This is a genomic window from Nocardioides pocheonensis (assembly GCF_003725535.1).
GTDB classification, from domain to species: Bacteria; Actinomycetota; Actinomycetes; order Propionibacteriales; family Nocardioidaceae; genus Marmoricola; species Marmoricola pocheonensis.
In genome coordinates this window covers 29,976-42,944 of the sequence record NZ_RJSF01000040.1, presented here as the reverse complement: position 1 = coordinate 42,944, position 12,969 = coordinate 29,976, and the positions used below count along the sequence as shown (strand labels likewise).

Sequence of the window (12,969 nt, the reverse complement as noted above, 5' to 3'; positions counted from 1 at the left end):
CCCGGAACGACCGGTCGCGGTGCGCGGGTTGAACACTTCCCGGCGTGCGAGCGACGTCACCTGAGACCCGGAGGGGGTCGTCCGCGGGAGCGCAATAGACTCCGGACGGATCACTGACATCGAGGAGTTCGCGTGCCCGACATCAAGCCGCTGCAGAAGGTCCTGGTCGCCAATCGGGGCGAGATCGCCGTGCGGGTGGTCCGTGCGTGCAAGGACGCCGGCATCGGCAGCGTGGCCGTGTACGCCGAGCCCGACCGCGACGCGATCTTCGTCCGGTTGGCCGACGAGGCCTACTCGCTCGAGGGCTCGACCCCGGCGGACTCCTACCTCGACATCGAGAAGATCATCGCGGTCGCGATGCGGAGCGGCGCCGACTCGGTGCACCCGGGCTACGGCTTCCTCGCCGAGAACGCCCAGTTCGCGCAGGCGGTGATCGACGCCGGGCTGGTGTGGATCGGGCCGCCGCCCGCGGCGATCGACGCGCTCGGCGACAAGGCCAAGGCCAAGCAGATCGCGCTGGCCGCCGGCGCGCCCCTCGCTCCCGGCCTCAAGGACCCGGTCAAGGACGCCGACGAGGTGGTCGCCTTCGCGAAGGACAACGGGCTCCCGGTCGCGATCAAGGCGGTCTTCGGCGGCGGCGGTCGCGGCCTCAAGGTCGCGCGCACCCTCGAGGAGATCCCCGAGCTCTACGAGTCGGCGGTGCGCGAGGCCGTCGGCGCCTTCGGCCGCGGCGAGTGCCTGGTCGAGAAGTTCCTGGACCAGCCCCGGCACGTCGAGACCCAGTGCCTGGCCGACCGGCACGGCAACGTCGTCGTGGTCTCCACCCGTGACTGCTCGCTGCAGCGCCGCCACCAGAAGCTGGTCGAGGAGGCCCCGGCCCCGTTCCTGAGCGACGAGCAGCTCAAGCGGCTCTACGAGTCGTCGAAGGCGATCCTCAAGGAGGCCGGTTACGTCGGCGCGGGCACCTGCGAGTTCCTCGTCGCCAAGGACGGCACGATCTCCTTCCTCGAGGTCAACACCCGCCTCCAGGTCGAGCACTGCGTCTCCGAGGAGGTCACCGGCATCGACCTGGTGCGCGAGATGTTCCGGATCGCGGCGGGCGAGGAGCTCGGCTACGACGACCCGGAGATCCGCGGCCACTCGATCGAGTTCCGGATCAACGCCGAGGACGGCGGCCGCAACTTCATGCCGGCTCCCGGCACCCTCACCGAGTGGAACCCACCCCAGGGCCCCGGCATCCGGCTCGACGGCGGCTACGAGAAGGGTCAGACGATCCCCGGGGCGTTCGACTCGCTGATCGCCAAGCTGATCGTGACCGGCCGGGACCGCACCCAGGCGCTCGAGCGCTCGCGGCGCGCCCTCGCGGAGTTCGAGGTCGACGGCATGCCCACGGTGATCCCGTTCCACCAGGCGGTGATCAACGACCCGGCGTACGTCGGCGCCTCGACCCCGTCCGGCGAGGGCACCTTCTCGGTCTACACGACCTGGATCGAGACCGACTTCGACAACCAGATCCAGCCCTACGGCGGCGACATCGCCGAGAGCGAGGAGCCCGGCGAGCGCCAGCGCGTGACCGTGGAGGTCGGCGGCCGCCGACTCGAGGTGGTGCTCCCGGCCGGCCTGGGCGGCATCGCCGCCGCGGCCCCGGGCGGAGCCAGGAAGCCGAAGCGCGCGGCGGGCAAGAAGGCCGGCGCCGCCGCATCCGGTGACTCCGTGACCAGCCCGATGCAGGGCACGATCGTGAAGATCGCGGTCGACGAGGGCGCTGTGGTGGCCGAGGGCGACGTCGTCGTCGTGATCGAGGCGATGAAGATGGAGCAGCCGCTCAAGGCGCACAAGGCCGGCACTGTCTCCGGTCTCTCCGCCGAGGTCGGCGCGACGGTCACGCAGGGCCAGGTGCTCTGCGAGATCAAGGACTGATCGAGGACGCGCCTGAGCGTACGGGGTTTCGAGGCCTCGCCCAGGGGCTCGGCACCTCAACCACCGGTGGTTGAGGTGCGAGCTTGCGAGCCTCGAAACCACTGAGTTCCAGCGTCACTCACCGCGGGCTGAGGCCCATCACCAGCATGTCGACCACGAGGTCGACGAGGTGGTCGGCGTCCAGCTCGGGGGGCTTCTCCAGGGCGATCCGCAGGCAGCTGTTCAGCGTCACGCCCATCGCCAGGTAGATCCGGGCGTCCACCTCGGCGGCCGGCAGGTCCGGCAGCTGCTGGGCGACGTAGATCCGCGTGAAGGTCGCCAACCCGCGCTCGATCTCGGGCAGCACGTTGGACTGGGTGCCCATCGGCACCTCGTTCACCAGGGCCCGCACCACGGGGCCGTGCTCCTCGAGCGCGGCCACCAGGGCCGCGATCACCGCGCGTACGCCGGCGCGCGGAGACTGGCCGGCCGCCGCCGCGATCGCCGTGGTCAGGTCGTGCAGGATCGACTCGCTGGCGCGCAGACGCAGGGTCTCGAAGATCTCCTGCTTGTCGGCGAAGTAGCGGTACAACGAGCCGACGCTCACCCCGGCCGCCTCCGCGACCCGGTTCGTGCTCATTGCCGAGTAACCCTGGCTCGCCAGAACGTGAGTGGCCGCGTCGAGGATGCGCTCGACCATCTGCCGAGACCGGTCCTGCACCGGCCTGCGGCGGCGGGATCCGGTCACGACGTGCGTGACCGCAAACGCGAGTAGAAGTCGAGCATTTGCTCATCTTACGGTGGGCACATGGTTTCCGCAGGCTCGACCACCACTCACGGCTCCACGGCCACGAGAGCGGTGCCCACGCGGTACGGGTCGGCACCACGCTGGTCCGAGCGGTTCGCGCGGCCGGTGCTCGCCCTGGCCGGCCCGGGCGCACGCATGCGGGGCGACGAGCTGGCGGCGCTGCAGGCCGCGCTCCTCCAGCGCGACGAGCACGCTGCGGAGCTCGTGCGCGCGGTCCGCGAGCGGCACGAGGTGACCATGCCGCAGGTGCGCGCGGCCCTGGCCGGCGGCGTCGACGCCGTACCGGACGCTCCCGAGGCGCTGCGGTCCTTCTTCGCGCCCCTCGAGGAGCGACCGGCCTGGGTCGACGACGCGCTGCTCGAGCGCGGTGGCGCGGCCGCGCGCCGGATCGGCAAGGACGGGTTCGACATCCTGGCGTTCGGCTCGCTGCTCGGCGGCTACCGCAGCGGCGGGGCGCTGCAGCCGTTGGTGCGCACCGCCCGGATCGCCGAGGACACGCTGAAGCGGATCGGCGAGACCGGCCAGTGGTGGCTCGCGGTGACGGCACCGGGCGGGATGGCCCGCACCGGGCAGGGCTGGCAGCTCAGCGTGCACGTCCGGGTGATGCACGCCTTCGTGAACCACCAGCTCGAGCACGATCCCGACTGGGACTGGGAGTTCCGTGGCACGCCGATCAACCAGCACGACCAGGCCGGCACGCTCGGGGCGTTCAGCACGAGCTACCTGCTCCAGGCCCGGGCGCTGGGCATCCGGATCCCCGAGGACGACGCGGCCGCGATCATGCACCTGTGGTCCTACGTCGGGTGGCTGATGGGGGTCGAGGAGCGCTGGCTCCCCCGCACCGAGCGGACCGGGCGGCGGATCCTCGGCAACATCGTCGCCGGGTTCTCCGCACCCGAGGAGAGCAGTCGCCTGCTCGGCGAGGGGCTGATCCGGATGCACGACCACGCCCCGGGGGTGTCCCGGTGGCGACGGACCTACGAGCGCGAGCGTGCGCTCTCCATGGCGTCCTTCCTGAACCTCGGCCACGGCATGCGCGACGTGGGCCAGCCGATCCGGCCGCCGTGGTACCCGGCGCTGCGGATCCCAGCCAACGTGTTCTGGACGCACCTCGTCGGGCGGCTGCCGCGCGGACGCCGGGTCCTCGATCGGCGGGCCGAGCGTGCTCTCGCGCGTATGGAGCGCTTCCAGTACGCCGGCCACCGTCCCCCGATCGCTCCCCTCCCCGATCGGCAGGGCACGGGCTAGCGCAGGCCCGGGTGGTTGCGCGCGAGCAGCGGGACGAGCAGCCGCTTCGGGGCGAACCTGGCGAGCGCCGCGCCGGCCCGGTTGGCCACGCCGGGGATGACCACGACGCGGCCACGGTCCATGCCCGCCACGGCCGCCCTCGCGACCTCGGCGGCGGACACCCACATGATCGACGGCAGCGCGTCGTGCGCCTCCTCGTCGTCGAAGCCCGCGACCGCGTTGAAGCCGGTCTCCACCGGGCCCGGGCACAGCACGGTGACGCTGACGCCGGTGCCGGCGAGCTCGCCGGACAGGCTGTGGGAGTACGACAGCACGAACGCCTTCGCACCGCCGTACGCCGCCTGGCCGGGGAGCGGCTGGAAGGCTGCCGTCGAGGCGACGTTGAGCACCGCTCCCCTGCCGCGCTCGACCATGCCGGGCAGGAAGCGGCTGCAGAGGTCGGCGACGGCGACCACGTCGACCTCGAGCAGGTTGATCTCGGCGGCCGGGTCGCTGCGGTGCACGGGTCCGAGCGTCGAGAGGCCGGCGTTGTTGACCAGCACGTCGGGCACGAGCCCGAGGGCGGTCACCCGCTCGAGCAGCCCGGCACGGGCCTCGCGGTCGGCCAGGTCGGCGGGCAGCACGTGCGCGCGCTCGCCGAGCTCGGCGGCGAGCGTCGCGAGCTTGTCCTCGCTGCGCGCCACGAGCACGACCTGGTGACCGCGCGCGCCGAGCTCGCGGGCGAGCTCGCTTCCGATCCCGGAGGACGCGCCGGTGACGACGGCGCAGCGATCGGGACCGGGCGGCGGCAGGCTCATGCCCGCACCCTAGGTGCGGGCACGAGCCTGCCGCTACGCGACGGTGTCGAAGGTGAAGTACGCCGAGCGCAGCCCGTAGACGCGGCGGAAGTCGTCGCCGCTGATGTCCAGGGCCGTCGGCGTCGCGCCGTTCATCCCGGCAAGGTGCACGGTTTGCACCCAGCCGCCGCCGTCGAAGGGACGACCACCCTCGCGCTGCGTGATCTGCACGCTCTGCAGCGTGCCGATCTGCGGGTAGGCGGCCTGGAGCTTCGCCGGGTCGGCGGCCACGGTCCAGTGGTGGTACGGGCTCGCGGCGGCGTCGTACGAGTCCGCCTGGGCGACCAGGTACGGCTGGCTACCGGCAGAGCTCCAGCCGCCGTTGCTCGACGCGAACTGGGTGAACGCGTACGTGCTGTCCGGCGCGACCAGCACCTGGCCGGCCGTGGCTGCCACGGCGGCGTTGGTGGTGTCCTTCTCGGAAGCGACCCCGCCGTAGACCTGGCAGGCCGTGGTGTCGCAGATCTGGTAGTAGCTGTCGACCCGGTCGGCGCGGGCGCGGGCGGCGTACGTGCGGGCGGCGATCGCCTGGGCCTGGAGTGCGGCGGCGGGCCAGGTCGAGGGCATCTCGGCAGGCACCACGCCGCGGAGGTACTTCTCGAGGTTGAGCACGTTGACCGTGTCGGTGTTGGTGAACCGGAGGGCGCCGCGGTACCGCCGGGGGCCGCTCTTGAGCTTCAGGGTCGTGCCGCCCGGTGCACGGAACTCGCCGTCACCGGCGAGCGACCGACGACCGGCGGTCTTGTAGAGGTGCCAGCGCGAGGTCTTGTAGAAGACCTTGGTGTGGCCGTTCTTCTGCAGCAGCCGCCAGACCCGCGGGGTGTGCTTCGTGTGCAGCTTGAAGGTGCGGCCGTTGCCCAGGTCGCGGACCCGGAGCCCTCGCTCGTTGTAGACCGTGAGGTTGTTGTCGGCGTCGGCGGTGATCAGCACCTTGATGCTGGTGCTCAGCGTCGACGGCGTCGTGCCCGGGTAGTAGAACGCCACGATCTGCTGGGCGCTCAGCCCCGCCGTCGCCGCACCCTTGGCGCCCCACTGGGACATGCCGTGGCCGTGGCCGTAGCCGTTGCCGGTCACGGGGATGGGGGTGCCGGGCGAGATCGCGATCGGTCCGTCCGCCGTCGGCGCGGCGTGCGCGGGCGCCGCGGTGAGCAGCAGGGCGGCGCTGCTCACGAGCGCGATCAGGGTCCGTCGGGTCCGAGTGTGCATGCGTGATCCCTGGGTCTGGTGGGTGTGGAGTGAAGCATCCATCATGCACGGCACGTCAACATGAGCGCTGGTGAACGAAGCACACCGCGGGAACTACGCGGCTGTCAGCGGCGGGGTCAGCGGGGCGTCAGCGGGGGTGGTGCAGCCGGCGCGCGGCCTCCGCGATCGAGCCGCTGTTCGACGGGTAGACCGTGAACGCCTGGGCCAGCTGGTCGGCGGTCAGCGACTCCGCGACCGCGACGGAGACCGGGTGGATCAGCTCGCTCGCGCGGGGGCCCACCACCACTCCCCCGACGATGATCCCGGTGCCGGGACGGCAGAACAGCTTCACGAAGCCGTCACGCACGCCCTGCATCTTCGCCCGCGCGTTGCCCGAGAGCTCCAGCCGGACGACCTCGGCCTCGATCTCCCCGTTGTCGACGGCCTGCTGGGACCAGCCGACCGTGGCGATCTCCGGGGCGGTGAAGACGTTCGAGGACACCTTCTTCAGGTCCAGCGGGGCGACCGCGTCGCCGAGGAAGTGCCACATCGCGATCCGGCCCTGCATCGCCGCGACGGAGGCGAGCATGAGGATGCCGGTGCAGTCGCCGGCGGCGTACACGCCCCGGGCGCTGGTGCGGGAGACCCGGTCGACCTTGACGAAGCCGGCGTCGTCGAGGATCACGCCGGCCTCCTCGAGCCCGATGCCGGCGGTGTTGGGGATCGACCCCAGGGCGAGCAGGCAGTGCGAGCCGGTCACCGACCGGCCGTCGGTGAGCCGCACGGTCACCTCGTCGCCGACGCGCGTCACGGACTCCATGCGCGACCTGGAGAGCACCGTCATGCCCCGGCGGGTGAGCACCTGCTGGAGCACCTCGGCGGCGTCGGGGTCCTCGCCCGGAAGCACCCGGTCGCGGGAGGACACCAGCACCACGTCGATGCCGAGGGCCATGTAGGCGCTGGCGAACTCCGCGCCGGTGACGCCCGACCCGACCACGATCATCCGCGACGGCACCTCGGTGAGGTCGTAGACCTGCTCCCAGGTGAGGATCCGCTCGCCGTCGGGCTGCGCCGTCGGCAGCGTGCGCGGCGAGGCTCCGGTGGCGACCAGCACCGCATCGGCGTCGATCGCCCGCGTGCCGCCGTCCGGCAGGTCGACGAGCACCCGGTGGTGGGCGCCGCGGCCACCCTCGGCCGTCGCGTCGAGCCGGCCGCGACCGACGACGACCTGCACCCCGTCGCGCTCGAGGCGGCGGCCGATGTCGCGGGACTGCTCGCCGGCGAGCCGCAGCACCCGCTGGTTGACGCGAGCCAGGTCGACCCGCACCTTCGAGGCCGGGTCGCCCTCCTCGTCGGAGAACCCGATGCCCAGCTCGTGGGCGGTGGACAGCTCGGTCATCAGCTCGCTGGTGGCGATCAGGGTCTTGCTCGGCACGCAGTCGGTCAGCACCGCTGATCCGCCGAGCCCGTCGGAGTCGACCACGGTCACCTCTGCGCCGAGCTGGGCCGCCACGTGGGCCGACTCGTATCCGCCGGGGCCGCCTCCGATGATCGCCACGTGAGTCACCGCGTCATTGTGTCGCACGGCTGGGACGCGCCGTGCCCTACCCTTTTCCGGTGACCTTGTACGCCGCCTACGGCGCCAACCTGGACCCGGCCAGGATGGGCGAGCGGTGTCCGCACTCGCCGTTGCGGGGCACGGGATGGCTGCAGGGCTGGCGGCTCACCTTCGGCGGTGAGGACCACGGCTGGGACGGTGCCCTGGCGACCGTCGTGCAGGACCCGTTCGAGCAGGTCTTCGTCGCGCTCTACGACGTGACCGAGGAGGACTTCGCGGTGCTGGACGGCTGGGAGTCGGCCGACACCGGGCTCTACCGCAAGACGCGGGTGCGGGTGTCGACGATGACCGAGGAGTCGGTCGCGTGGATCTACGTGCTGGACGCGTTCGAGGGCGGCCTGCCGTCGGCGACCTACCTCGGCGTGCTCGCCGACGCGGCGGACGCCGCGGACGCCCCTAGCGACTACGTCGCAGCGCTGCGGCAGCGGCCGTGCCGCAGCACCTTCGGCGGCTGAGTCGAGAGCTGGGGCGGAGTCGCTCGTGAGAGAGTCGGCCCGTGACTGACTCCTCTGCTGGATCGCCCGCACAGGCAGCCGCCGACGCAGCCCGCGTGCTCGCCGACCTGACCGGCGTCGCGCGCCACGACGTCGCCCTGGTGATGGGCTCGGGCTGGCTGCCCGCCGTCGACGCTCTCGGCGAGGTGACCGCCGACATCGCCACCACCGACCTCCCCGGGTTCGCGCCACCGGCGGTCGCCGGCCACTCCGGCCGGATCCGCTCGGTGCGCACCGGCGACAAGCAGCTGCTGGTCTTCCTCGGCCGCACCCACTTCTACGAGGGCCTGGGCGTGCGGGCGGTCGTGCACGGCGTACGGACCGCCGCGGCCGCGGGCTGCCGCACGATCGTGCTCACCAACGGGTGCGGCGGTCTCAAGGAGACCTGGCAGCCGGGCACGCCGGTGCTGATCAGCGACCACATCAACCTGACCGCGACCTCCCCGATCGAGGGCGCGCACTTCGTGGACCTCACCGACCTCTACAGTCCGCGGCTGCGGGCGCTGTGCCGCGAGGTCGAGCCGGACCTCGACGAGGGGGTCTACGTCCAGCTGCGCGGCCCCCACTACGAGACGCCGGCCGAGATCGGCATGGTGCGGGCCATCGGTGGTCACCTGGTCGGCATGAGCACCACGCTCGAGGCGATCGCGGCGCGCGAGGCGGGCATGGAGGTGCTCGGCATCTCCCTGGTCACCAACCTCGCGGCGGGCATCACCGGCGAGCCGCTGAACCACGAGGAGGTGCTCGCGGCGGGCAACGCGGCGGCGACCCGGATGGGGTCGCTGCTGGGGGCGATCGTGCCCGGAATCTGATCCGGGTGTCTGATCCGGCGTACGACGACCTCAGGCGGTCTTGCGCAGCATCGCCTCGCCGACCAGGGCGCGGAAGTACGCGTCCTGCTCGTGCAGCCGCTCGAACGCCGCCCGGTCCAGGTGCAGGGCGGTGACGGCGCTCGCGGTCACGACGGTGGCCGACCGGAGCCGGCGGCGCACGATGCCGAGCTCGCCGAGGAACTCCCCCGGGCGGCAGCGGCCGAGGACCTCGCCGCGTCGGCGCACGTCGACCTGGCCGTCGAGCACCACGTAGGCCTTGTCGGCCGGCGTGCCCTCGGCCAGCAGTGCCCAGTGCGGTCGGATGCCGACGACGTGGCCGGCCTCCAGCATCGCGCGCAGGGTCGCGACCGGTGCATCGGAGAGGCCGGGCACGCTGCCGAGCCGGCGGAGCTGGGCGCGGAGGTCACCGCGCGGGACGGGGTCGCCGGAGGTCATCGAGCGGTTCACCATGGGAGGGGCCCTTTCGGTGCGGACGTGCTGGGACGGGTGCACCCCTTCAGAGCCACCGGGCACAGCGCTGATACGCAGGGCCACACCCGGGCCGCTTGACTTCGAGTGCCCTCGAAGCAGGACACTGACCCGATGACGGCCCTCACCATCGCCCAGGCGGCCGAGCGAACCGGCCTGACCGCCCACACGCTGCGCTACTACGAGCGCGACGGACTGATGCTCGGGTCCGTCGAGCGAGCCGGCTCCGGACACCGGCGCTACACCGACCAGGACCTCACCTGGATCCAGATGATCACGCGACTTCGCGCCACCGGCATGCCGATCCGCGACGTACGCCGCTATGCCGCCCTGGTCCGCGCGGGAGACGGCAACGAGGCCGAGCGGCTCGCGCTGCTGCTCGCGCACCGCAGGCGGGTCGAGGAGCAGCTGGCGCAGATCACCGGCCACCTGCGGGCGATCGACCACAAGATCGGCATCTACGAGGGCAAGGTCGGCAGCGCCGGCTGATCCCGGTTGACTTCGAGCGCGCTCGAAGGACAAGACTCGCCGGCATGACTGAAACCACCATCGAACGACGCACTCTCGGGACCGCCGCACCGCTGGAGGTCTCCGCCCTCGGGCTCGGTTGCATGGGCATGTCGGAGTTCTACGGCACCGCCGACGAGTCGACCGGCATCGAGACGATCCACCGGGCCCTCGACCTCGGGGTGACGTTCCTGGACACCGCGGACATGTACGGCCCGTTCACCAACGAGCAGCTCGTGGGGAAGGCGATCTCCGGGCGCCGCGACGAGGTCCAGCTGGCCACCAAGTTCGGCAACGAGCGCAACCCGGACGGCAGCTGGGTCGGCATCAACGGACGCCCCGACTACGTGCGGAGGGCCTGCGACGCCTCGCTGGAGCGACTCGGCGTCGACCACATCGACCTCTACTACCAGCACCGGGTCGACACCTCCGTGCCGATCGAGGAGACCGTCGGCGCGATGGCCGAGCTCGTCGCGACCGGCAAGGTGCGCCACCTCGGCCTCTCCGAGGCCTCGGTCGCCACGATCCGTCGCGCACACGCCGTGCACCCGATCACGGCACTGCAGTCGGAGTACTCCCTGTTCACCCGCGACCTCGAGGACGAGATCCTGCCGACCCTCGTCGAGCTCGGCATCGGCCTGGTGCCCTACTCCCCGCTCGGCCGGGGCATGCTGACCGGAGCGGTCAGCCGCGACACGCTCGAGGCCGACGACTCCCGCGCGGTCGGCCGCTTCCCGAGGTTCCAGGGCGACGCCCTGGAGGCCAACCTCGCCCTGGTCGAGCGGATCACGAAGCTCGCCGAGCGCAAGGAGTGCGCGCCCGGCCAGCTCGCCCTCGCGTGGGTGCTCGCCCAGGGCCCGCGCCACGGCCTCGGAGTCGCGCCGATCCCGGGCACCAAGCGGGTGCGCTACCTGGAGGAGAACGTCGGGGCGCTCGACGTCGCGCTCGACGACCAGGACGTGGCGGAGCTGGAGCAGGCGATCCCGCGGGACGCGGTCGTGGGCGACCGCTACGCGGACATGTCCAGCGTCAACCGCTGAGACCGGCTCGTGGGTGGGCCCGCGCACGCGGGCCTACCCACGAGTAACCTTGGGCCATGGAGTACGTAGCCCACGAGACCGTCGACGGCATCGCCCACGTCCGCCTCACCCGGCCGGACAAGCTCAACGCGCTCACCCTGCAGTCACTGGACGAGCTGGTCGCCACCGCCCGCGAGCTGCGGCGCGACCGCACGCTGCGGGCCGTGGTGCTCAGCGGCGAGGGCGACTCCTTCTGCGCCGGCCTGGACTTCGGCTCGGCCCTGAGGAGCCCCGTCGGGATCGTGAAGGCGTTCGTGCCGGCGCCCTGGCGCGGCACCAACACCTTCCAGGAGGCGTGCTGGGCGTGGCGGCGGCTGCCCGTGCCGGTGATCGCCGCGGTCGACGGCCACTGCTACGGCGGCGGCCTCCAGATCGCCCTGGCCGCCGACTTCCGGGTGGCGACCCCGGACTCCGAGTGGTCGGTCCTCGAGGTGCGCTGGGGCCTGATCCCCGACATGACGGGCATCCGCAGCCTCGCGGAGCTGGTCGGCATCGACACCGCCAAGCGGCTGACGATGACCGCGCAGATGCTGAGCGGCAAGGAGGCCGCCGACCTCGGCCTGGTCACCGAGCTCGCTGCCGACCCGGTCGCAGCGGCGTTCGGCCTGGCCCGCGAGATCGCCGAGCGCTCGCCGGACTCCGTGGCCGCCGCCAAGCGGCTCTTCAACCGCACGTGGACCTCGTCGCCGCGGGCGACCTTCGCCCGCGAGCGGGCCGAGCAGCTGGTGCTGCTCACCCTGGCGAACACGAAGGCCGCACGCGAGGCGGCGTTCAAGAAGGTCTCGCCGGTGTTCGGACCCCGCGTCCTCCCCTGATCCGGGCCGAGTCGTGAGCGCGCTCGCAGCGGAGGTGCGAGGCCGACTGCGTGCTGCGGCCGACCCGGAGCGCGCCGGCGCGATGGCGGCGTACATGAGGTCGGCGGAGACCGGCAACCTCCCCTTCCTCGGCGTACGCCGGCCCGAGGTGCGCCGCATCGTCCGCGCCGTCGCGGCCGCACACCCGGCCGACGCGGAGACCCGCGCCGCCGAGGTGCGCGAGCTGTGGGACGAGGCCGAATTCCGGGAGGAGCGCTACGCCGCGCAGGAGCTGCTCGCGCTGCGCTGGTCCTACGGCCGGCTCGACCTGCTCGACCTGCACCGGCACATGGCCGTGACCGGCGCGTGGTGGGACCACGTCGACGAGGTCGCGCACCGGATCGGTGACCTCGCGGTGGCCCACCCGCAGGAGATCGCACCCGTGCTCCGCACGTGGAGCCGCGAGCCCTCGATGTGGCTGCGTCGGCTGGCGATCCTCGGGCAGCTGAGGCGGCGCGACCAGGTGGACCTCGACCTGCTCGCCGAGGTGATCGAGGCCAACCTCGCCGACCCGGAGTTCTTCGTCCGCAAGGCGATCGGGTGGGCGCTGCGCGACGCCGCCCGCCACCATCCGGCGTGGGTCCGTGCGTTTGTCGCGGGCCACGACCTCAGCGCGCTCTCGCGCCGGGAGGCACTCAGGCACCTGGCCTGAGCCCTTGGCTAGGCTGGCGAAGCTCCCCCTGACCCCCCACTTCTGGCGAACCTGGAGTTCACATGACTGACCGCAAGGCAACCACCGTCTGGACCGGCACCCTCTTCGAGGGCTCGGGCGAGACCACCTTCGACTCCTCGGGGATCGGCACCTACCCGGTCTCGTGGCCGTCGCGTGCGGAGGAGGCGAACGGCAAGACCAGCCCGGAGGAGCTCATCGCGGGTGCCCATTCGGCGTGCTACTCGATGGCGTTCTCGAACATGCTCGCCAAGAACGACACCCCCGCCGAGCGCCTCGAGGTCTCCGCGGTGGTCACGTTCGTGCCCGGCACCGGCATCACGAAGTCGGCGATCACCGTCGTGGGCACCGTGCCCGGCATCGACGAGGCGAAGTTCCAGGAGCTCGCCGCCGACGCCAAGGCCAACTGCCCGGTCTCCCAGGCGCTGTCCGTCGAGATCACCCTGGACGCCAAGCTCTCCTGAACCACT

Annotated in this window: 14 protein-coding genes; 9 read left to right on the top strand and 5 right to left on the bottom strand. The window is 72.2% G+C overall.

Annotated features, from left to right (window positions below):
• The first annotated feature begins 132 nt into the window (after positions 1-132).
• A complete protein-coding gene (locus tag EFL26_RS11050) occupies positions 133-1,920 on the top strand; it encodes an acetyl/propionyl/methylcrotonyl-CoA carboxylase subunit alpha (RefSeq protein WP_123222953.1) in 1,788 nt (595 codons plus the stop codon).
• 118 nt (positions 1,921-2,038) lie between these two features.
• Here the strand turns inward: EFL26_RS11050 and EFL26_RS11045 are convergent, their stop codons facing one another.
• Complete coding sequence (locus EFL26_RS11045) at positions 2,039-2,599, bottom strand: TetR/AcrR family transcriptional regulator (RefSeq protein WP_123222952.1); 561 nt, start codon at positions 2,597-2,599, stop codon at positions 2,039-2,041.
• 108 nt (positions 2,600-2,707) lie between these two features.
• On the opposite strand from EFL26_RS11045, the gene EFL26_RS11040 reads away from it, so the two are divergent.
• On the top strand, positions 2,708-3,955 hold the full coding sequence (locus EFL26_RS11040) for an oxygenase MpaB family protein (RefSeq protein WP_123222951.1): 1,248 nt from the start codon (positions 2,708-2,710) through the stop codon (positions 3,953-3,955).
• Here EFL26_RS11040 and EFL26_RS11035 read toward each other — a convergent pair.
• The 3 genes from EFL26_RS11035 to EFL26_RS11025 form a co-directional block, all read right to left on the bottom strand.
• Positions 3,952-4,752, bottom strand: a complete 801-nt coding sequence (locus EFL26_RS11035; protein ID WP_123222950.1) for an SDR family NAD(P)-dependent oxidoreductase — start codon at positions 4,750-4,752, stop codon at positions 3,952-3,954. The two genes, EFL26_RS11040 and EFL26_RS11035, sit on opposite strands and share 4 nt — an antisense overlap.
• 33 nt (positions 4,753-4,785) lie before the next feature.
• The gene (locus EFL26_RS11030) at positions 4,786-5,997 is read right to left on the bottom strand and encodes a SpoIID/LytB domain-containing protein (RefSeq protein ID WP_183408146.1); all 1,212 of its coding nucleotides are present in this window, start codon (positions 5,995-5,997) and stop codon (positions 4,786-4,788) included.
• 127 nt (positions 5,998-6,124) lie between these two features.
• The gene (locus EFL26_RS11025) at positions 6,125-7,543 is read right to left on the bottom strand and encodes an NAD(P)H-quinone dehydrogenase (RefSeq protein WP_123222948.1); all 1,419 of its coding nucleotides are present in this window, start codon (positions 7,541-7,543) and stop codon (positions 6,125-6,127) included.
• Between the two features lie 50 nt (positions 7,544-7,593).
• Between EFL26_RS11025 and EFL26_RS11020 the strand changes: the two genes are divergently transcribed.
• Both EFL26_RS11020 and EFL26_RS11015 read left to right on the top strand, forming a co-directional pair.
• Positions 7,594-8,049: a gamma-glutamylcyclotransferase family protein gene (locus EFL26_RS11020; RefSeq protein WP_123222947.1), complete on the top strand. Its 456-nt coding sequence runs from the start codon at positions 7,594-7,596 to the stop codon at positions 8,047-8,049.
• A gap of 41 nt (positions 8,050-8,090) precedes the next feature.
• A complete protein-coding gene (locus EFL26_RS11015) occupies positions 8,091-8,900 on the top strand; it encodes a purine-nucleoside phosphorylase (RefSeq protein ID WP_123222946.1) in 810 nt (269 codons plus the stop codon).
• 30 nt (positions 8,901-8,930) lie between these two features.
• Here the strand turns inward: EFL26_RS11015 and EFL26_RS11010 are convergent, their stop codons facing one another.
• Complete coding sequence (locus tag EFL26_RS11010; RefSeq protein ID WP_123222945.1) at positions 8,931-9,371, bottom strand: cyclic nucleotide-binding domain-containing protein; 441 nt, start codon at positions 9,369-9,371, stop codon at positions 8,931-8,933.
• A gap of 132 nt (positions 9,372-9,503) precedes the next feature.
• Here EFL26_RS11010 and EFL26_RS11005 point away from each other — a divergent pair, with 132 nt between their 5' ends.
• The 5 genes from EFL26_RS11005 to EFL26_RS10985 all read left to right on the top strand — a co-directional run bounded on the left by EFL26_RS11005 (position 9,504) and on the right by EFL26_RS10985 (position 12,963).
• Positions 9,504-9,878, top strand: coding sequence for a MerR family transcriptional regulator (locus tag EFL26_RS11005; RefSeq protein ID WP_123222944.1), 375 nt, complete (start codon positions 9,504-9,506; stop codon positions 9,876-9,878).
• A gap of 44 nt (positions 9,879-9,922) precedes the next feature.
• Positions 9,923-10,936: an aldo/keto reductase gene (locus EFL26_RS11000; protein ID WP_123222943.1), complete on the top strand. Its 1,014-nt coding sequence runs from the start codon at positions 9,923-9,925 to the stop codon at positions 10,934-10,936.
• Between the two features lie 56 nt (positions 10,937-10,992).
• The gene (locus EFL26_RS10995) at positions 10,993-11,790 is read left to right on the top strand and encodes a crotonase/enoyl-CoA hydratase family protein (protein WP_123222942.1); all 798 of its coding nucleotides are present in this window, start codon (positions 10,993-10,995) and stop codon (positions 11,788-11,790) included.
• Positions 11,791-11,803: 13 nt separating this feature from the next.
• The gene (locus tag EFL26_RS10990) at positions 11,804-12,481 is read left to right on the top strand and encodes a DNA alkylation repair protein (protein ID WP_123222941.1); all 678 of its coding nucleotides are present in this window, start codon (positions 11,804-11,806) and stop codon (positions 12,479-12,481) included.
• A 62-nt stretch (positions 12,482-12,543) separates the two neighbouring features.
• Complete coding sequence (locus EFL26_RS10985) at positions 12,544-12,963, top strand: OsmC family protein (protein ID WP_123222940.1); 420 nt, start codon at positions 12,544-12,546, stop codon at positions 12,961-12,963.
• Positions 12,964-12,969: the final 6 nt, after the last annotated feature.